Source organism: Nocardia sp. NPDC003183 (assembly GCF_053590715.1).
On record NZ_JBSFTG010000002.1, the window covers coordinates 160,660 to 178,919 of the forward strand.

Annotated in this window: 21 protein-coding genes; 7 read left to right on the forward strand and 14 right to left on the reverse strand. The window is 68.7% G+C overall.

What is annotated here, in order from left to right:
• Nucleotides 1-33: 33 nt before the first annotated feature.
• Genes ACWDXS_RS08575 through sigE form a run of 3 tightly spaced genes read right to left on the reverse strand, consistent with a single transcriptional unit; the run spans nt 34 to nt 2,697 of the window.
• Entirely contained in the window at nt 34-1,596 is a 1,563-nt protein-coding gene (locus ACWDXS_RS08575) for a S1C family serine protease (protein ID WP_449963700.1), read from the reverse strand.
• Nucleotides 1,597-1,606: 10 nt separating this feature from the next.
• The gene (locus ACWDXS_RS08580) at nt 1,607-1,975 is read right to left on the reverse strand and encodes a hypothetical protein (protein ID WP_378993375.1); all 369 of its coding nucleotides are present in this window, start codon (nt 1,973-1,975) and stop codon (nt 1,607-1,609) included.
• 59 nt (nt 1,976-2,034) lie between these two features.
• A complete protein-coding gene (gene sigE, locus ACWDXS_RS08585; RefSeq protein ID WP_378638262.1) occupies nt 2,035-2,697 on the reverse strand; it encodes an RNA polymerase sigma factor SigE in 663 nt (220 codons plus the stop codon).
• A 376-nt stretch (nt 2,698-3,073) separates the two neighbouring features.
• On the opposite strand from sigE, the gene ACWDXS_RS08590 reads away from it, so the two are divergent.
• Nucleotides 3,074-3,706, forward strand: coding sequence for an O-methyltransferase (locus tag ACWDXS_RS08590; RefSeq protein ID WP_378638264.1), 633 nt, complete (start codon nt 3,074-3,076; stop codon nt 3,704-3,706).
• Here the strand turns inward: ACWDXS_RS08590 and glgC are convergent.
• A complete protein-coding gene (glgC, locus tag ACWDXS_RS08595; RefSeq protein ID WP_378993377.1) occupies nt 3,703-4,920 on the reverse strand; it encodes a glucose-1-phosphate adenylyltransferase in 1,218 nt (405 codons plus the stop codon). The genes ACWDXS_RS08590 and glgC overlap by 4 nt on opposite strands.
• Nucleotides 4,921-5,030: 110 nt before the next feature.
• Between glgC and glgA the strand changes: the two genes are divergently transcribed.
• Nucleotides 5,031-6,197, forward strand: a complete 1,167-nt coding sequence (gene glgA / locus ACWDXS_RS08600; protein ID WP_449964720.1) for a glycogen synthase — start codon at nt 5,031-5,033, stop codon at nt 6,195-6,197.
• A gap of 1 nt (nt 6,198) precedes the next feature.
• On the opposite strand, the gene ACWDXS_RS08605 is transcribed toward glgA, so the two are convergent.
• From ACWDXS_RS08605 to ACWDXS_RS08645, 9 genes are all read right to left on the reverse strand, one after another.
• Nucleotides 6,199-7,029 (reverse strand): putative RNA methyltransferase, encoded by an 831-nt coding sequence (locus ACWDXS_RS08605; protein WP_449964723.1) that lies wholly within the window; start codon nt 7,027-7,029, stop codon nt 6,199-6,201.
• The gene (locus tag ACWDXS_RS08610) at nt 7,026-7,193 is read right to left on the reverse strand and encodes a DUF3117 domain-containing protein (protein WP_011211259.1); all 168 of its coding nucleotides are present in this window, start codon (nt 7,191-7,193) and stop codon (nt 7,026-7,028) included. The genes ACWDXS_RS08605 and ACWDXS_RS08610 overlap by 4 nt, the downstream gene beginning before the upstream one ends.
• A 106-nt stretch (nt 7,194-7,299) precedes the next feature.
• Nucleotides 7,300-7,932, reverse strand: a complete 633-nt coding sequence (locus ACWDXS_RS08615) for a DNA-3-methyladenine glycosylase I (RefSeq protein WP_449963706.1) — start codon at nt 7,930-7,932, stop codon at nt 7,300-7,302.
• The gene (locus tag ACWDXS_RS08620; protein WP_449963709.1) at nt 7,929-8,249 is read right to left on the reverse strand and encodes a DivIVA domain-containing protein; all 321 of its coding nucleotides are present in this window, start codon (nt 8,247-8,249) and stop codon (nt 7,929-7,931) included. Before ACWDXS_RS08620 ends, ACWDXS_RS08615 begins: the two co-directional genes overlap by 4 nt.
• 37 nt (nt 8,250-8,286) lie before the next feature.
• A complete protein-coding gene (locus ACWDXS_RS08625) occupies nt 8,287-9,423 on the reverse strand; it encodes an Mrp/NBP35 family ATP-binding protein (RefSeq protein WP_378993380.1) in 1,137 nt (378 codons plus the stop codon).
• A 73-nt stretch (nt 9,424-9,496) separates the two neighbouring features.
• Complete coding sequence (locus tag ACWDXS_RS08630; protein WP_378993381.1) at nt 9,497-10,360, reverse strand: lytic transglycosylase domain-containing protein; 864 nt, start codon at nt 10,358-10,360, stop codon at nt 9,497-9,499.
• A gap of 96 nt (nt 10,361-10,456) precedes the next feature.
• Complete coding sequence (locus ACWDXS_RS08635; protein ID WP_449963713.1) at nt 10,457-11,821, reverse strand: lytic transglycosylase domain-containing protein; 1,365 nt, start codon at nt 11,819-11,821, stop codon at nt 10,457-10,459.
• A gap of 111 nt (nt 11,822-11,932) precedes the next feature.
• Nucleotides 11,933-12,523: a DUF1003 domain-containing protein gene (locus ACWDXS_RS08640; RefSeq protein WP_378993385.1), complete on the reverse strand. Its 591-nt coding sequence runs from the start codon at nt 12,521-12,523 to the stop codon at nt 11,933-11,935.
• Nucleotides 12,520-13,818 (reverse strand): magnesium transporter MgtE N-terminal domain-containing protein, encoded by a 1,299-nt coding sequence (locus ACWDXS_RS08645; protein WP_378993386.1) that lies wholly within the window; start codon nt 13,816-13,818, stop codon nt 12,520-12,522. Before ACWDXS_RS08645 ends, ACWDXS_RS08640 begins: the two co-directional genes overlap by 4 nt.
• 52 nt (nt 13,819-13,870) lie before the next feature.
• Here ACWDXS_RS08645 and ACWDXS_RS08650 point away from each other — a divergent pair, with 52 nt between their 5' ends.
• From ACWDXS_RS08650 to ACWDXS_RS08660, 3 genes are all read left to right on the forward strand, one after another.
• Complete coding sequence (locus ACWDXS_RS08650; RefSeq protein ID WP_449963718.1) at nt 13,871-14,800, forward strand: HpcH/HpaI aldolase/citrate lyase family protein; 930 nt, start codon at nt 13,871-13,873, stop codon at nt 14,798-14,800.
• A 66-nt stretch (nt 14,801-14,866) separates the two neighbouring features.
• Nucleotides 14,867-15,361 carry a general stress protein gene (locus tag ACWDXS_RS08655; RefSeq protein ID WP_056813349.1) on the forward strand — a complete coding sequence of 165 codons (495 nt, stop codon included), beginning with the start codon at nt 14,867-14,869 and terminating at the stop codon, nt 15,359-15,361.
• A 4-nt stretch (nt 15,362-15,365) separates the two neighbouring features.
• A complete protein-coding gene (locus ACWDXS_RS08660) occupies nt 15,366-15,947 on the forward strand; it encodes a suppressor of fused domain protein (protein ID WP_378993390.1) in 582 nt (193 codons plus the stop codon).
• Here ACWDXS_RS08660 and ACWDXS_RS08665 read toward each other — a convergent pair.
• On the reverse strand, nt 15,944-17,032 hold the full coding sequence (locus ACWDXS_RS08665; protein ID WP_449964725.1) for a magnesium and cobalt transport protein CorA: 1,089 nt from the start codon (nt 17,030-17,032) through the stop codon (nt 15,944-15,946). The two genes, ACWDXS_RS08660 and ACWDXS_RS08665, sit on opposite strands and share 4 nt — an antisense overlap.
• Nucleotides 17,033-17,099: 67 nt before the next feature.
• Between ACWDXS_RS08665 and ACWDXS_RS08670 the strand changes: the two genes are divergently transcribed.
• Nucleotides 17,100-17,954 (forward strand): PHP domain-containing protein, encoded by an 855-nt coding sequence (locus ACWDXS_RS08670; RefSeq protein WP_378638284.1) that lies wholly within the window; start codon nt 17,100-17,102, stop codon nt 17,952-17,954.
• Nucleotides 17,951-18,217, forward strand: a complete 267-nt coding sequence (locus ACWDXS_RS08675) for a hypothetical protein (protein WP_378993391.1) — start codon at nt 17,951-17,953, stop codon at nt 18,215-18,217. The genes ACWDXS_RS08670 and ACWDXS_RS08675 overlap by 4 nt, the downstream gene beginning before the upstream one ends.
• Nucleotides 18,218-18,260: the final 43 nt, after the last annotated feature.

The window sequence follows — 18,260 nt, forward strand, 5'->3', positions numbered from 1 at the left end:
GGATCCAGGCTACCCGTCGCGCGGCGTCGGAGCTCAGTCGGATTCGAGGGTGACCGGCACGTCCACCTGCCTGCCATCACGGATCAACTGCACGTTCACCCTGTCGCCGATCTTGTGCTGCTGCACGGCGACCACCAGCTCGTCGGGCCCGGTGACCTCGCGGTCGCCGATCCGCACCACCACGTCGCCCTCGACGATGCCCGCCTTGTCGGCGGGGCTGCCCGGCGTCACATCGGCGACGGCGGCACCGCTCATCACCTCGTTGGCGACGGTCTTGGTGCGCGCGCTCAGGCCGATCACCGGGTGGTGCATCTGGCCGTCGCGGATCAGCGTCTGGGTGACGGTGGTCATCACGTCGACCGGGATGGCGAAGCCGAGGCCCACCGAACCGCCGGTCTCGCTGCGGATGGCGGTGTTGATGCCCACCACGCGGCCCTGCATGTCGACCAGCGCGCCACCGGAGTTACCCGGGTTGATCGCGGCGTCGGTCTGGACGGCGTCGATCACCGCGTTGGTGTCGCTGCCCTCGCCCGCGAGCTTCACGGGACGGTGCAGGGCGCTGACGATGCCGGACGTGACGGTCTTGCTCAGGCCCAGCGGCGAACCGACCGCCAGCACGTCGTCGCCGACCTGGACGTCGGCGGACTTGCCGAGATTGGCCACGGTCAGGTTCTTCGCCTCGACCTTGAGCACCGCGAGGTCGGTCTTGGGATCACGGCCGACGATCTGCGCGGGCACCCGGGTGCCGTCGGAGAACTGCACCTGGATGGCGGCCCGGTTGGACTTGTCGGTCGCGGCCATCGAGATCACGTGATTGTTCGTGACGACATACCCGCCGCCGTCGATCACCACGCCGGAACCGGTCGCGCCGTTGTCGCCGACGGTGACCCGGATCGACACCACCGAGGGCAGCACGGCATTGGCGACGGCGGCGATCTGACTGTGCGGAGTCTCGACACCCGCGCTCTGATCGAGGGTCACCTTGCGTGAGGTGAGCGTGGACGCGGTCTCCGCGGTGACGCGGCCGACGAGGCCGCCGATCACGGCGATGCCGAGCGCCAGCGCGGCCAAGATCGCGAGCGCCTTGGGCGCCACCCGCGAACCGAACAGCACCTCGCGCGCGCTCAGCTTGTCCGCGACAGGCAGCCGGGCGGGCGGGGGAGTGTCGACGGCGGGCGAACCGAGCCTGGCCGCCGCGTCGGGGTCACGCCACGGATCCACCGGACCCGCGACGACGGTCTTCGGCTCGTCGGCGCCGGGCTCGCGCTGCAGCAGCTCCGAGGAGCCCTCGGGCCGGGCGAACGCCTCGGCGAGCACGCCGTCGGGCGGGCGCTGGACGATTCCGTCGTCGGCGCCCTTACCGGCCACGCGCTGGGGGTCGTGCGGTGCGAACGAACCGGCTTGGCCGTTCGGGCGGCGGAACGCGCGCGCGGTGTGGCTGTCGATGTGCGGCCGGTAGACCGGGCGCGGGCCGAGGTTCGGCGCGTCGGAAGGGCGCAGGGTGCCCCGCGCGTCCGTGCGTGCATCCGCGCTGGGTGATTCAGCCCCCGAATCCGAGTGGTCGGCCGATCCGGAATTCGTCGATTCGCCTGTCACGTCGCAGACTCTACTTGCGCCGCCACGTTGTCCACCGGGTCGCGGTGAAGGAATCTGTGATGAATCCGAGAAATGCCTCGTTACGGCGTTGCGGTTGGGGTGCGTTGCCGGGGAGGTCGGCCAGCGGAATGCGGGAGAGACTGTCGTGCAGGCTGCGCGGAATCGCCACCTCGGCGGCGCGGCGCAGCGCGATCCGCGCCTGCTGCTGGGCATCGACCTCGGCCGCGCACTCGGGGCAGACCGAAAGATGCTGGGCGGCGCGCAGATACGCGTTCATCCGCAGTTCGCCGTCGACGAAGGCCGCGACTGCCTCACTGGCCAAGTGCTCGGTGGGCTGAAAGCGCGGCGGGCGACCTGCGGCACTGGGGTCCACACTCATGCGGATTTCTTCCTTCCGACCGACATCACCTGAGCCACCGGGTGACGTCGGAACACCCGTCACACCGATGGGGCTTCAGCGGAGTACCGCTGCTCACTTCCATTATGCGCAAGGTACTCGCGCAGTGCCTGACGCCCGCGATGGATCCGGCTGCGCACGGTCCCCAGTTTCACACCGAGCGTGGCGCCGATCTCCTCATAGGACAGACCCTCGATGTCACACAGAACCACGGCGGCACGGAACTCCGGCGCCAGCGAATCCAGTGCTTTCTGCAGGTCCGGGTCGAGACGGGAGTCGTGGTAGGCGTCCTCGGGGGTCGGCCCTTCGGCGGGCACCCGGTCGTAGTCCTCGGGCAGCGCTTCCATCCGGATGCGGTTGCGGCGGCGGACCATGTCGAGGAACAGGTTGGTGGTGATGCGGTGCAGCCAGCCCTCGAAGGTGCCGGGCTGGTAGTTCTGCAGCGAGCGGAACACCCGGATGAAGGTGTCCTGCGTGAGGTCCTCGGCGTCCTGGGCATCGCCGGAGAGGCGGTAGGCCAGGCGATAGACCCGGTCGGCGTGTTCGCGGACGAGTTCGTCCCAGGACGGCATGGCGGCGCGATCGCCGGTCGCGTCGAAAGCGGCGGTGCCGGTGAGTTCGGCGTCGAGTTCTTCGGCTTCTGCCGCGATGAGATCAGCGGGCAGAGTCTGGTCGGTGGCGTCTTGACGCGCCGTGTCTACCATCGGGATGGGACACCTCCTACTCGGGACCGCTGGCACGAAACCTTGCTGGTCCGGGTCAGCGAACCTTGCTTACCGACAATCAACCAGCAACTGTGTGTGGTTGTTCCCGAGCCTCGTGCCCGCCGCGATCGGCTGGCCTTGCGTAGGGCAACTATTTCCTGCGCTGATATGGGTCAGGTGTGGAGATCCTGAGTGTGACCTGAGAATTCTGGTCGGACTCGAGCCTAGTCCCGCCGGCAACGGAGAACCAGCAGTTCGGGGACTGTTGTGACCGATCCGCAAACCTTCGGCAATTGTTCGGGATCTGTGCGACACAGTGCCGGATCCGTCCCTTTGCTGAATACACATACCCCTCCGGTGGCTTAGCCTCATAGCTGTGGCATCGAACGTGGAGCGGAACCTGGCCTATGTGGAGGAGTCCGTCGTCGAGGACGAGGTCCTTCTCGAAGCGCGTGAGCGGGCCACCGAATTGGGTGCCGCGCCGGTGCCCGCGGCGGTCGGCGCGCTGCTGAGCATGTACGCGCAGATGCTGGGCGCGCGGTCGGTGGTAGAGGTCGGTACCGGAGCGGGCGTCAGCGGGCTGTGGCTGCTCGACGGGATGCGGGAGGACGGAACCCTGACGACGATCGACTCCGAGCCCGAGCATCAGCGCGCGGCCAAGGAGGCGTTCCGGACCGCCGAGATCACCCCGTCGCGCACGCGCCTGATCAACGGGCGCGCGCTGGACGTGCTGCCCCGGCTGGCCGATGGCTCCTACGACCTGGTCTTCATCGACGCGGCGCCGATGGAACACCCCCACTACGTCGAACAGGGCGTGCGGCTGCTGCGTGCGGGTGGCGCCTTCATCCTCAACAACGCGCTACTCGGCGGGCGGGTGCCCGACCAGGAACAGCGTGACCCGGCGACGCAGGCCGTGCGCGCGGCGACCAGGGCGATCGCCGAGAACCCCGAGCTCACCAGCGTGCTGATCCCGATCGGTGACGGTCTGCTCTGCGCCTCGCGGGGCTAACCGACCCAGATCCCCTTGCCGACGGTGACCACACCGCCGTTGCTGACGGCGAAACGCTCGCGGTCACGGTCGAGATCGAGGCCGATGATCTCGCCCTCGCCGACCACCACGTTCTTGTCCAGGATCGCGTGGCGCACCACCGCGCCACGCCCGATCCGCACACCGGGCATCAACACACTGCCCTCGACTGTCGCGCCGTCCTCGATCACCACGTTCGAGCTCAGCACCGAATTGCGGACCGTGGCCGCCGACAGGATCGAGCCTGCCCCGACGATCGATTCCTGGGCGAGCCCGCCCTGCGCGAACTTCGCCGGCGGCAGGTTCTCCGCCGCGCCGCGAATCGGCCAGTGCTTGTTGTAGAGGTTGAAGACGGGGTGCACCGAGACCAGGTCCATGTGCGCCTCGTAGAAGGCGTCGATGGTGCCGACGTCGCGCCAGTAGCCGCGGTCGCGTTCGGTGGCGCCGGGGACGTCGTTGTCGGCGAAGTCGTAGACGGCGGCCTTGCCGTCGGCGACCAGCTTCGGGATGATGTCGCCGCCCATGTCGTGGTCGGAATCGGAGTTCTCGGCGTCGGCGCGGATGGCGTCGACCAGCACGCGGGTGGTGAACACGTAGTTGCCCATCGACGCGAACGTCACGTTCGGGTCGTCGGGGGTACCCGGCGGGTGCGCGGGCTTCTCCAGGAACTGGGTGATCTTGCCGGACTCGTCGGAGTCGATGCAGCCGAACGCGCTGGCCTCGGCCCTCGGCACCCGGATCCCCGCGACGGTGACGCCGGCACCCGAGGCGATGTGGCTGGCCACCATCTGCTCCGGATCCATCCGGTACACGTGGTCGGCGCCGAACACCACGATGTAGTCGGGATCCTCGTCGTAGATCAGGTTGAGCGACTGCATGATCGCGTCGGCGCTGCCGGTGTACCAGCGCGGCCCGAGACGCTGCTGGGCGGGCACCGGGGTGATGTACTCACCGGTGAAGCCGGACAGCCGCCAGGTCTGGGAGATGTGGCGATCGAGTGAGTGCGACTTGTACTGGGTGAGCACGCACAGGCGCAGGTATCCCGCGTTCACGAGGTTGCTCAACACGAAGTCGATGAGCCGGTAGGCGCCACCGAACGGAACCGCCGGCTTGGCGCGGTCGGCCGTGAGTGGAAACAGTCGTTTGCCCTCGCCACCGGCGAGCACGATCCCGAGTACGTGCGGCTGGCTCCTCACCCTGCTCAAAGTACAGGGCCAGCGAGGTTACGGTGGCCCATGTCGACCCGAGGGTCTAATTTGGACCGGTGAGTGATGGCACCGACAGCGAGCAGACTCCAGCGCAAGCGCTGCGGGTGGCGATGCTGACCCGGGAGTATCCCCCCGAGGTGTACGGCGGTGCGGGAGTACATGTCACCGAACTCACTTCCCGATTGCGTGAGCTCTGTGACGTCACCGTGCACTGTATGGGCGCGCCGCGCGCCGGTGCTGTGGTGCATCGCCCCGACCCCGAGCTGTACGCAGCCAACGCCGCGTTGCAGATGATGTCGGCGCAGCTGCGGATGGCCGACGCGGCCGGCGGCGTGGACGTGGTGCATTCGCACACCTGGTACGCGGGCCTGGCCGGTCATCTCGCCGCCATGCTGTACGGGATCCCCCATGTGCTCACCGCGCATTCGCTGGAACCGCGCAGGCCGTGGAAGGCCGAGCAGCTCGGTGGCGGGTATCGGCTGTCGTCGTGGTCGGAACGCAACGCGATGGAGAACGCCGACGCGGTGATCGCGGTCAGCGAAGGCATGCGCCACGATGTGCTCGACGCCTATCCCGCGATCGACCCCGATCGAGTTCATGTGGTGCACAACGGTATCGACGCGAGCGTGTGGCACCCCGGCCCGCCCGCCGCCGACGAGGCGCCGGTGCTCGAGCGGCTCGGCGTGCGCGCCGACCTGCCGATCGTGTCCTTCGTCGGGCGGATCACCCGGCAGAAGGGCGTCGGGCACCTGCTCGCCGCGGCCGCCTCGTTCACCCCCGACATCCAGGTGGTGTTGTGCGCGGGTGCGGCCGATACCAAGGAACTCGAGGTGGAGGTCGCCGCCGCCGTCGACGGATTGCAGCGGCAGCGCGGCAACGTCTTCTGGGTGAAGGAGATGCTTCCCGCCGAGCAGGTCCGCCAGATCCTGTCCGCCTCGTCGGTCTTCGTGTGCCCGTCGGTGTACGAACCGCTGGGCATCGTGAATCTGGAGGCGATGGCGTGCGCGACCGCCGTCGTGGCCTCGGATGTCGGCGGGATTCCGGAGGTGGTCGACGACGGGGTCACCGGGCGTCTGGTGCACTACGACCCCGAGGCGACCGGGGAGTACGAGCGCGCGCTCGCCGCCGCGGTGAACGAGGTCGCGGGGGATCCGGCCTTGGCGGTGCGCTACGGCGAGGCCGGGCGGGCGAGGGCGATCGCGGAGTTCGACTGGGCGCGGATCGCCGAGCACACGCTCGACGTGTATCGGAGTGTGTTGCGCTAGGTCAGCGGTTCGGCAGATAGGTCGACACGGTGACCGACGCCGTCACTTCGGTGGTGTCCGAGAGTGCCGCGATGCGTGGATCGTCGGCGGGGGTGCGGTGGAACGCCGACGGGCCCATCGCGACGACACGGGTGACATCGGTGCGCGACAGCTTCATCGGAAACTCGACGAGGGTGTGCTCAGCACGGGCGAACGCGCCGGCGAGCGAGTCGGCCAGGCGCCGGTCCTTGTCCGGATCGACGCCCACCATGCCGAGGGGGCCGATCAGTTCGCTCAGATGACGCGCCGTGGGAGTGACGACGACGAAGCGTCCGCCGGGCGCGAGGACGCGGGCGACCTCGGCGGGGTTGCGCGGGGCGAACACCGAGAGCACGCCGGTGACGGCGTCCTCGCGCAGTGGCAGGCCACGCCAGGCGTCGGCCAGCACGGAGGCCGCGCGCGGGTGCGCCCGGGCGGCGCGGCGGGCGGCGGGCTTGGCCACGTCCAAGGCGATGCCGAGGGCATCGGGATGCGCGTCGAGCACGTCGGCGAGGTAGTAGCCCGTGCCCGCCCCGATTTCGAGCACCGTCGCGGCGGTGTCGAAGGCACGAGCGATCGCCGCGGCGATCGGGGCGAAATGGCCCGCACCCTGGAAAGCGGCGCGGGCGTCGAGCATGTCGGCGGTGTCGCCGGTCATTTTCGTCGATGCGCCGGTCAGCAGTCCCACATAGCCCTGGCGGGCGATGTCGAAGCTGTGACCGGTACCGCATCGCAGCGCACGATCGTGCGGTTGCAGCTCGTCGCCGCACTCCGGGCAGGCCAGAAGTGCGGCGACCTCGGTCAGCGCATTCAGCTGGTGACGCTCTTCAGTTCGTCACCGAGCGCCGCAGCCTCGTCCGGTGTGAGTTCGACGACCAGACGCCCGCCACCCTCGAGTGGAACCCGCATGACGATTCCACGACCTTCCTTGGTTGCTTCGAGGGGACCGTCCCCGGTACGGGGCTTCATGGCCGCCATCCTCTGCTCCCTCCAGATCTGCGCGGTGGTTCTGCGCACTGTTTTCTCGTCTGCCGGTTGTCGCCAACCAGCGGGCTCGCCGGGTGTTCGGCGGGCCACACCGGTCCTATTCTTCCCTATTGCCGTCGCGGGCGGACACCTGAGTGCGAAATGTGACTGCGGAGTCGGTTCCGTTCGGTACCGCTGTCACCCAGCAAACATCCAGGTGATCGTCCACCATGCCGGTTGCCTGCATGAGGGCATACGCCGTCGTCGGACCGACGAAAGCGAACCCTCGGCGCTTCAATTCCTTTGCCAGAGCAATGGATTCGGGTGTGGTGGCGGGCACATTCTCGATCGAGGCCGGCCGTGGGCGTGGCGCGGGTGCGAACGACCACAGCAGCTCGTCCAGGCTCACCGGCAGGTCGCGAGCAACCCGGGCGTTGTTGATCACCGCGTCGATCTTGGCGCGGTTTCGCACGATGCCCGCGTCGGCCAGCAGCCGCGCGCGGTCGTGATCGTCGAACTCGGCGACCTTCGCGATCTCGAAACCGGCGAACGCGCTGCGGAAGGCGGGCCGCTTACGCAGGACGGTGATCCAGGCCAGCCCGGACTGGAAGGCCTCGAGGCAGAGCCGTTCGAACATGGCGTCGTCACCGTGCAGGGGCTGACCCCATTCGGTGTCGTGGTAATCGCGGTACAGCTGCGAGCCGGTCGACCAGTCGCAGCGCACGAGGCCGTCGTCGGCGAGCTCGCTCACCCGCGTTCCTGGCCCGCCGCCACCTGCGCCTGCCACTGCCGAGCCTGCGTCAGCTCGAACTCGAGTTCGTCGATCCGCTCGGCCAGCCTGCCCAGCGCCCAGTCGACCTCGCCGGCCTTGTACCCGCGCACCACCTGCTGGAATCGCAACGCACGCACATCGGCCCCCGTGACGCCGTCGGCGGGCAGCACGGTAGCGGTGGTCCCCTCGGGTAAGGGCCCGAGCTCCTCGGACCGCCCGAATACCGCACTGGCGACAAGGAACAGCATCGCCGCGACCAACCCGACGATGAGCACGTATAGAAGCAGCGTCAGCATGAAGCCAGCCTAGGCAACGCCACTGACAAGTCCCGAATCAGAGATGACGGGTGGTATCGATTCCCAGTGACATGCCTGCCAGGCCGCGCTTGCGGACGGCGAGTTTGTCGGCGATACCGAGCAGGGCGACGGCGGCGGGGTTCGCCGGGTCGGAGAGCACGATCGGGTTGCCGTCGTCGCCGCCTTCGCGCAGGGCCTGCTCGATCGGGACCTGGCCGAGCAGCGGCACATTCGAGCCGACGGCGCGGGTGAGGCGGTCGGCGACGACCTGGCCGCCGCCGGAGCCGTACAGCTCCATGCGTGAACCATCCGGCAGGTCGAGCCAGGACATGTTCTCCACGACCCCGGCGATGCGCTGGCGGGTCTGCAGGGCGATCGCACCCGCACGCTCGGCCACCTCGGCGGCGGCGATCTGCGGGGTGGTGACGACCAGGATCTCGGCGCTCGGGATGAGCTGGGCGAGGGAGATCGCGACGTCGCCGGTGCCGGGCGGCAGGTCGAGCAGCAGCACGTCCAGGTCGCCCCAGAACACGTCGGCGAGGAACTGCTGCAACGCGCGGTGCAGCATCGGACCACGCCACACCACGGGGGTGTTGCCCTGGGTGAACTGCGCGATCGAGATCATCTTCACGTCGTGCGCCACCGGCGGCATGATCATCCGCTCGACCTGGGTGGGCTTGGCGTCGGAGCCGAGCATGCGCGGGATGGAGTGGCCGTAGATATCGGCGTCGAGCACACCGACCGACAGTCCGCGCTGGGCCAGCGCCACGGCGAGGTTGGCGGTGACGCTGGACTTGCCGACGCCGCCCTTACCGGAAGCCACCGCGTAGACGCGGGTCAGCGAGCCGGGCTGGGCGAACGGGATGATCGGCTCGGCCGAATCGCCACGCAGGGACTTGCGCAGCTCGGTGCGCTGCTCATCGCTCATCACATCGAGATCGACGGTCACCGCCCCCGCGCCGTTGACATCCGCGACGGCCTTGGTGACCCGCTGAACGATCTCGGTCCGCAACGGGCACCCGGAGGTGGTCAGGTAGATCTCGATGTGCACGTCACCGCTGTCGGCGATGGCGATGGACTTGACCATCCCCAACTCGGTGATCGGTTTGCGGATCTCCGGGTCGTCGACCTTCGCGAGCGCCGCCCGCACATCCGCTTCCGTAATCACTGACATACCCCCGATGTTATGCGTCCCCGGATCGGTCGACGATCCGGGGACGACAGTCGCTGGCCGGTAGGCCCGCTTCCTAGTGGATTCGGGGGAGGTCCTGGGGCTTGGGGGCGAGGCCGCTGGAGTAGGAACCCGACCAGGCCATCACGTTGGCGACGTAGGCCATCGAGTTGTTGTAGCGCAGGATCGCCTTCGACTGCTGGGAGAGGTCGCGCATGTTCAGGCCGCCGTCGCACAGGTAGCGACCCGCGGTGAGGGCCGCGTCGAAGAGGTTCTGGGGGTCGGCGATGCCGTCGGCGTTGCCGTCGGCGGCGTAGCGGTGCCAGGTCTCGGGCAGGAACTGCATCGGGCCGATGGCGCGGTCGTAGCCGCCGAGGCCGTCGAGGTCGCCGCCGTCGGTGTCGTGGATGACATTGTTGCCGGAGAGGCTGCCGTCGAGGACGGGCCCGTAGACCGCCTTGATCGGGTTACCCTGCGCGTCGGCCTTGCCGTAGGCGTGGGTGGATTCGACGCGGCCGATGCCGGCCAGCAGCGACCAGGACATCCCGCAGTGCGGGTTCTCCACGGCCAGTTGCTGTTCGGCGGTCTGGTAGGCGGCAACGGCGATGCCCGGAATACCGAGCGGACCCGCGGGCAGATCGGCGGACGCGCGATCATCCGGCAGTGCAACGGTTTTCACGACCGGTGCGGCCGAGGGGGACTGGCGCGCTTCCGCGTGGACGATCTCGGCGATGTCGGCCTGGGGCGACGAGACCAGATCGGCCGTAGCCTCCGGCTCGGCGCCGGGCAGCAGGTCGTGCTCGACAGCTGCGTTGGTTGCCGTGGTCGCCTCGGTGGCGGCCGCTGTCACGGCTACCAGTCCAGCGGGGACCAATCCGGTCAGTGCGATGAGCGAGCTACGGCGAACTGTCGTAGCAGGCTGTTTCCGATGACGACCCACTGTGTGGTGCCCTCCTCAACCGTGTTGGATGAGAAGAGATTACCGCACCCGAGACCTTTTTGTTACCCCTCCGTGATCTGTATTTCGGTTTGATTTCTACGGGGCTGGTGCGGGGGCGGGCGGCAGCGGGATGACGATGCCGAACGGCAGCGTGATGCCGGGCTGCTGGGTGGGCGCCACCGGCGCGGGCTCGGCGGGTGCGGGCTCCTCGGCCGGGGCGACACCCGGTTCCGGTGTCTTCTCCGGTGTGGTGGGTGCCGGGGTCTCCGGGGGTGCGACCGTCGCCGGGGTACACGCGGCGGGCTCGACCACCGGCTGCTCGGGTGCGGCCGGATCCTTCGGCGCCGCAGCGCCGTAGGTCTGCTCGGCGGGCTTGTCGGCGGGCTGCGGCTCGGGTGCGAGCGGGTTCGGCATCTGCGCGGGCAGCGGCTCGCTCACGCACGTCTCGGGCGGTGCGACCGGCGCCGGGCAGAAGATCCCGCAGGGGATCGGTGGCAGACCGGGGAGCGTGATCATCACCTGTGTGGGCGTGGTGACCTTGGGCGTCGTCGGGGTGGGCGTGGTGGTGGGCGTGGGCGTGTTGGTCGAGGCCGCCAGCACATTGGGCGCCACCAGCGGACCGCTGCCCGGCGGGATGATCTCCGGCGAGATGGCCACCTGACTCGGCGCGCCGCCGGTCCGGTATGCCGCCGACCAGCTCAGCACGTTGGCCGCGTAGGACATCGAGTTGTTGTAGCGCAGCACCGCCCGCAACTCCTGGGCCGCCTCGCGCAGGTTCATGCCGCCCGAGCAGAGGTACTTGCCCGCGGCCAGCGCCGCGTCGAAGACATTGTGCGGGTCCGAGGCGCCGTCGCCGTTGCCGTCGGCGGCGTAGTGCGCCCAGGTGCTCGGCAGGAACTGCATCGGCCCGAGGGCTCGCACGAAACCGCCGTCGGCTTCCTTGATCACCTCGTTGCCGGGCAGGGTGCCGTCGAGCGCGGGGCCGAAGATCGGCGTCGTCGTCGTACCGGCGGCGTCGGTGCGGCCACTGCTGGCGTGTCCGGATTCGATCCGGCCGATGCCCGCGAGCAGGTTCCAGGTGAGCCCGCAGCCCGGCTGCGCGGATTCCATGGCCAGCTCGGCGTTGCGGTAGGCGGCGAGCACGATCTCCGGGATGCCGAGCGCGCCGCTGCCCGTTGGCAGCGAAATGCTTTGCAGTGGAACGGTTCCCGCGAAGGGTGCGGCGGTGTTGGCGTTGAGCGCGCGCAACCGGCGCGGCGCCTCTTGCGCGACCGGCAGCAGGCCGACGATCTCGGACGGATCGGTTTCGGGTGTGTCCTCGGCGGTGCTCGCCGTGGCCGCCAGCAGGGCCTCCGGTGCGGTCGGCGCGGTGCTCGGGTCGCTGGTGTGCACCCCGGACCCGGAGGCGACCAGACCTGCGACTACAAGGGCCGACATCGTTATCGGAGCAGAAATTCGCACGGCCACACCCTTTTCGTCGAAAAGCGGCAGGCCGCAGAGTCCCCCTCCGGCCCACCCGGAACAACGTGATCCAGGTTACCTACCGGTCAGGAAGTTGTTGAGCATTTCCGGTCATACATCTGGAGCACCAGGCGAAATCGGGGCGGAAGAGGCCGTTTGACCGGAGGTTTTCTTGCGGACCGCTTTTCGCTTTTTGTCCGGCTTCGGCGCGCCGTCGGGCGTGGTGACCGCATCGATGCGGTCGAGCACGTCCTTGATCTCCTCCAGTTCACGCCGCAGGTAGTCGCGGGTGGCGACCTCGCCCACCGCCAGCCGCAGCGAGGCGAGTTCGCGGGCGAGGAACTCGGTATCGGCCTTGGTCTGCGCGGCCCGGGTCCGGTCCTCTTCGAGCGAGACCTTGTCCCTGTTGTCCTGCCGGTTCTGCGCCAGCAGGATCAGCGGCGCCGCATAGGCGGCCTGGGTGGAGAAGGCCAGGTTGAGCAGGATGAACGGGTACGGATCCCAGCGCAGCGCCACCGCGAACACATTGAGCAGGATCCACACGATCACGATCACCGTCTGGATCGCGAGATAGCGCCCGGTGCCGAGGAACCGGGCGACGCGCTCACTGGCCTGCGCGAACGCGTCCGAATCCCAGTCGAAGCGGAAGCGCGACCCGACCGGCGTCTCCAAGCGTTGCCGCGCCGGATTCTTCTCACTCATGCCGTGCTCCCGCTCGCCTCGACCTGCTGCAGCGCCGGAGGCTCTTCTTCGCGCCAATCCTCGGGCAGCAGATGATCGAGGACGTCGTCGACGGTCACCGCGCCGAGCAGATGGTTCTCCGCGTCGACCACCGGCCCGCATACCAGGTTGTAGGTGGCGAAATAGCGGGTCACCGCCGAGAGCGGCAGGTCGGGTGACAGCGGCGCCAGGTCACTGTCGACGATCCCGCCCACCAGGTGCGCGGGCGGTTCCCGCAGCAGCTGCTGAATGTGCACACAGCCCAGGTAGCGGCCGGTCGGCGTAGCCGTGGGTGGTCGCACGACGAAGGCCATCGAGGCCAGCGCGGGCGTGAGGTCGGGGTCGCGGACCCGGGCCAGCGCTTCGGCGACGGTCGTCGCGGGCCCGAGGACGACCGGTTTCGGCGTCATCAGACCGCCCGCCGTGTCGGGGGAGTGCGCGAGCAGCCGGCGCACCGGTTCGGATTCCTCGGGATCCATCAGGGCCAGCAGCGATTCGGCTTCGCTTTCGGGCAGTTCGCCGAGCAGGTCGGCGGCGTCGTCGGGGTCCATCGCCTCGAGCACGTCGGCGGCGCGGCGCACCTCGAGATGGCCGAGCAGGTCGACCTGGTCGTCGTCGGGCAGTTCCTGGACCACGTCGGCGAGGCGTTCGTCGTCGAGAGCGATCGCCACCTCGATGCGACGTTTCTCCGGCAGCTCACGCAACCGGTGCGCGACGTCGGCCGCGCGCAGCCCCTCGAACTGGGTGAGCAGGGTGGTCACGTCCTGGCCGGGCCGGTCCACCTCGGCCGGGGTGAGCCCGTCGACCTGCGACCACTCGACCACGTGCACCGAGCGCCTGCGCCCGATCCGCCGATGCCCGCGTACCGCGACCCGGCTGACGATCCAATCCCTTGTCCTGGTCTGCTCGATCCCGAGGTCGGCGACGAGCACGTCGATATCGGCCAGGTCCGGCAGATCCGGGTCGTTCACGCGTACCGGCGAATCGAGGATCTGGGCCATGGCCAGGCGTTCGCCGGGGCGCTGGGCGAAGCGGCGCAGGCTGACGGTCCCGGTATTGAGGGTGACCATGCCGGGTTCGATCGCGGTGACCCGCAGCATCGGCACGAAAATGCGTCGCCGGGTGAGCAATTCGACGACGAGTCCGTGCACACGCGGCGGCTGGCGTCCGTGCCGGACGGCGACGACCACATCGCGGACCCGGCCGATAGACTCCCCGTCCGGACCCAGCACCGTCAGGCCGGCGAGCCGGGCGACATACACCCTGGTGGTTGCCATGACCATCAGGCTATCGGTCGGGGACGGCCGCACCAGTCAGGAGGCACTCCTCATGAAGCCACGTCGTTCGGTGCTCGCAGTGCCGGGTAGCAACCCGAAAATGATCGCGAAGGCGAAGACGCTGCCGGTCGACGAGGTGTTCCTCGATCTGGAGGACGCGGTCGCCCCCGGCGCCAAGGCGGCCGCGCGGGCGAATATCGTCGCGGCCCTGAACGAACCGGGCTGGGGTTCGCAGTTGCGGGTGGTGCGGGTCAACGACTGGTCCACCGAATGGACCTTCGCCGATGTGATCAGCGTGGTCGAGGGCGCGGGCAGCTGGCTCGACGCGATCCTGTTGCCCAAGGTCACCGACGCGGGTCAGGTGCAGGCGCTCGATCTGCTGCTCACCCAGGTGGAGAAGGCCAGCGGCCTCGAGGTCGGCCGGATCGGCATCGAACCGCAGATCGAGAACGCGCTCGGACTGCGCAATATCGATGCCATCGCCACCGCGAGCCCGCGCGTGCAGACGCTGGTGTTCGGGCCCGCCGATTTCATGGCCAGTATCAATATGCGCACGTTGGTGGTGGGCGAGCAGCCGGAAGGCTACGACGTCGGCGACGCCTACCACCACATCCTGATGACGATCCTGCTCGCCGCCCGCGCGCACGGGCTGCAGGCGATCGACGGTCCCTACCTGCAGATTCGCGATGTCGACGGCTTCCGCCGGGCCGCTGCTCGCACGGCCGCGCTGGGTTTCGACGGCAAGTGGGTACTGCATCCCGGCCAGGTGGACGCGGCCAACGAGATCTTCAGTCCACGTCAGGCCGACTACGACCGCGCCGAGTTGATCTTGGAGACCTACGCCTTCCACACCTCCGAGGCCGGTGGCGCGCGTGGCGCTGTCATGTTGGGGGATGAGATGATCGACGAAGCGAGCGCCAAGATGGCACAGGTTGTCGCCGACAAGGGGCGCGCCGCGGGGATGGCGAGAACCGGCGCTTGATCCCGCGGGGGTGGAATGGCGCGTTTCACTGCGGCACAGTCGGTCGACGAATAGCAGAATAGGACTATGACGAATCCCTTGGGCAACTCGAATCGCGGGCGGCAGGCGTTGCCGACGCCGCCGTCGGGCTGGCCGGTCGGCTCGTATCCGACCTACGCCGAGGCGCAGCGTGCGGTCGACTACCTGGCCGACGGGCAGTTCCCGGTGCAGGACGTGACCATCGTCGGTGTCGATCTGATGCAGGTGGAACGGGTGCTGTACCGGCTCACGTGGGGCAAGGTCATCGGCGGCGGCGTGGTGTCGGGTGCCTGGCTCGGCCTGTTCCTCGGTCTGTTGCTGAGCCTGTTCACCACCACCGGCGGTGCGCTCGGCCCGCTCGTCGTCGGTCTGCTCGGCGGCATCGTCTTCGGCGTCATCACCACGTCGATCCCGTACGCGGCCACCAAGGGTCAGCGCGACTTCGCCTCGACCATGCAGCTGGTCGCGGGCCGTTACGACGTGCTGTGCGATCCGAAGTCCGCCGAACAAGCCCGCGACATGCTCGCCCGATTGGCCCTGTAGCGCGATGGATGTGGAGAACACGGTCCGCGCCGCGGTGCTGGACCACTTCGATGTCGAACGCGCACAGGTCGATTCGGCGTCGCTGACCTTCCTCGGGCTGGAACCCGTCGAGATCCTGCGTATTCCGGGCGACGGCGCGGTCCACTACGCGACGCTGGGCGGTTCCCGTCATCCGATGGGTGATCCGACCGATCTGCTGGCCGACCCGGTGCGCGGACCGCGCGCGGAACTGGTCCTGACGCTGCTGATGAGCGCCGACCCGCAGGTCGGGGTGGCCAAATCCCTCGGTGTGCTGGTCGCCTCGCCCGCGGTGGAAGGCGTTGTGCTGCAGGCCGACGCGCTACTCGATCTCGGAGAACCGCTGTGGCGCAACGCGAAGTTCACCGCGGTCGTGCTCGGCGAGAGCGATATTCCCGCGATCGCGCTGCCGGACCCGGCCGACCCGGTGCGCTACCTCAGCGTCACCCCGGTGACCGCGACCGAGGCCGCCTGGGTGCGCGTGCGTGGCGCCCAGGCATTGCGCGACGCCTGGGCCGAAGCCGGGATCGACGTGCGTGATCCCGAGCGCGGTGCGGTGAACCTCTAGAGCCAGCCGTTGCGGCGGAAGCTGCGGAACAGCACCGCGCACAGCACCGCCATCACGATCAGCACCACGGGATAGCCCCACACCTGGTGCAGCTCCCACATGTGGTCGAAGTTCATGCCGTAAACGCCCGCGATCATTGTCGGTACCGCCGCCATCGCGGCATAGGCCGAGATCTTGCGCATGTCGGTGTTCTGCTGAACGCTGATCTTGGCCAGCGCGGCATTGACCAACCCGCTGAGCGCCTCGTCGAAGTAGCTGATGTGATCGGAGACGCTGGCCTGGTGATCGGCCACGTCGCGCAGATAGCGCCGGATCTCGGTCGGCACCGGTAAGTCGGTGTTGTTCACCAGCCGCTCCAGCGGAACCGCCAGCGGCGCGACCGCCCTTCGCAATTCCACCACTTCGCGTTTGAGCTGGTAGATCGAGCCGATGCCGATCTTCGAGGCGGGCGTGAACACCGCCTCTTCCATTTCGTCGATGTCGACGCCGACGGACTCGGTGACATCGACGTAGGTGTCGACGATGTGGTCGGCGACGGCGTGCAACACTGCGGTCGGCCCGTATTTCAGCTGCTCGGGCTGCTTTTCGAGCTCGTGGCGCACAGTGGACAGGTGGGTGTGCTCGCCGTGGCGCACCGTGACGGCGAAGCGCGGCCCGGTGAAGACCATGATGTCGCCGGTCTCCACGATCTCGCTGGTCGAGTCGATGTCGTGTTCGACGTAACAGACCGTGCTCATCACCAGGAACAGGGTGTCGCCGTAGCGCTCGAGCTTGGGGCGTTGCCTGCCCTGCACCGCGTCCTCCACCGCCAGTGGGTGCAGGTCGAAGATCGAGGCGATGTCGTTCATCTGCCGCTCGTCCGGGTCGTGCAGGCCGATCCAGACGAATCCCGCATCGGTCTTCTCCGCCGCGGTCAGCGCCTGTTGCGGTGTGAAATGTCCCGGCTGCCGCTCGCCGTCGACGTAGACCCCGCAGTCGACGATCGCTCGTGCCGTCGGTACGGGGACCTGCGGTCGCGGAGTTTTCGTCGCGCGATGGGGCCCGTGGAACGACGGCATCGGCGGAAATGAGGGCACCGAGTGGATCCTACGGGCACCGTCCTCGCGCACCCGGGAACGCGCGGGACCCGACACCGCACTGTAAGACTGAGGTGTGCGCATCGACCTGCATACCCATTCCACCGCCTCCGACGGCACCGACACCCCCGCCGAACTGGTGCGGCATGCCGCGGCGGCCGGCCTCGACGTCGTCGCGATCACCGACCACGACACCACCGGTGGCTGGGCGGAGGCCGAGGCTGCCCGCCCCTCGGGACTCACCCTGGTGCGTGGCATGGAGATGTCGTGCACGGGCATGGGGGAGGACGGCTACCCCGTGCCGGTGCACCTGCTGGCGTATCTGTTCGACCCCACCGACCGCGGTTTCGCCGAAGAGCGCGAGCGGTTGCGCGGCGAGCGGGTGGCCAGAGTGCGGGCGATGGCCGAGAAGATGGCAGCCGACGGACTACCGATCGATCCCGTCGATGTGATGGCGACCGCGGGTCCGGCGGTGGGCAGGCCGCATCTGGCGCAGGCACTGGTCGCGGCGGGCGTGGTCGAGAGCGTGAATGCCGCGTTCGTCGATCTGCTCGCGCCGCACGGGCCGTACTACGCCGAGAAGGCCGACACCCCGCTGCCGAGGGCCGTGCGGCTGATCGCGGCCGCGGGCGGAGTCAGCGTGATCGCCCATGCTCGCGCACGCAAGCGGGGCAGGCTGCTGGCGCTCGACGACATCAGGGAGCTGGCCGGGCTCGGCCTCGGTGGGCTCGAGATCGACCACCCGGATCACAGCGAAGCCGATCGTCTTGTACTGACCGGGCTTTCGCGAGAACTGGGCCTGGTGCGCACCGGCTCGTCGGACTATCACGGCAGCAACAAGACCATCGAGATCGGCGCGTGTGGCACCGATCCCGATCAGTACGAAGCACTCATCGACAAGGCGAGCGGGACGCCGGTGATCGCCCCGTGACGCTGTTGCGTGCGGTCAGCGGCGTTGTCGCGGGTGGGGTACTCGTGCTCTTGTGCGTGGTCGTCGGCGCGGCGGTGATCGGCTCGCGCCGCGATTTTCCCGGGCCGGGCGCGGAATCGCTGGCGTGGCATTTCGTGGCCGCGGTCGTGGTGGTCGTCGCGCAGGTCTTCGCCGATCGGCGCCGCGGCGTGGCCACGCTGTTCGGGTCCGCGGCGGTCTTGGTCACGGCCGGTGTATTGCTTTGGACACAATGGTGGGGTTGACGGCCGCGTAATGGTTGCGGACGGGTGAACTGTGCCCGAATAT

Excerpts from the sequence above, each read along its gene's own strand:
- ACWDXS_RS08645 (WP_378993386.1), bottom strand. The coding sequence starts at position 13,818 with ATGGCAACCACCAGGGTGTATGTCGCCCGGCTCGCCGGCCTGACGGTG.
- ACWDXS_RS08610 (WP_011211259.1), bottom strand. The coding sequence starts at position 7,193 with ATGGCGGCCATGAAGCCCCGTACCGGGGACGGTCCCCTCGAAGCAACC.
- ACWDXS_RS08625 (WP_378993380.1), bottom strand. The coding sequence starts at position 9,423 with ATGTCAGTGATTACGGAAGCGGATGTGCGGGCGGCGCTCGCGAAGGTC.
- ACWDXS_RS08655 (WP_056813349.1), top strand. The coding sequence starts at position 14,867 with ATGACGAATCCCTTGGGCAACTCGAATCGCGGGCGGCAGGCGTTGCCG.
- ACWDXS_RS08650 (WP_449963718.1), top strand. The coding sequence starts at position 13,871 with ATGAAGCCACGTCGTTCGGTGCTCGCAGTGCCGGGTAGCAACCCGAAA.
- ACWDXS_RS08640 (WP_378993385.1), bottom strand. The coding sequence starts at position 12,523 with ATGAGTGAGAAGAATCCGGCGCGGCAACGCTTGGAGACGCCGGTCGGG.
- ACWDXS_RS08620 (WP_449963709.1), bottom strand. The coding sequence starts at position 8,249 with ATGCTGACGCTGCTTCTATACGTGCTCATCGTCGGGTTGGTCGCGGCG.
- sigE (WP_378638262.1), bottom strand. The coding sequence starts at position 2,697 with ATGGTAGACACGGCGCGTCAAGACGCCACCGACCAGACTCTGCCCGCT.
- ACWDXS_RS08580 (WP_378993375.1), bottom strand. The coding sequence starts at position 1,975 with ATGAGTGTGGACCCCAGTGCCGCAGGTCGCCCGCCGCGCTTTCAGCCC.
- ACWDXS_RS08660 (WP_378993390.1), top strand. The coding sequence starts at position 15,366 with ATGGATGTGGAGAACACGGTCCGCGCCGCGGTGCTGGACCACTTCGAT.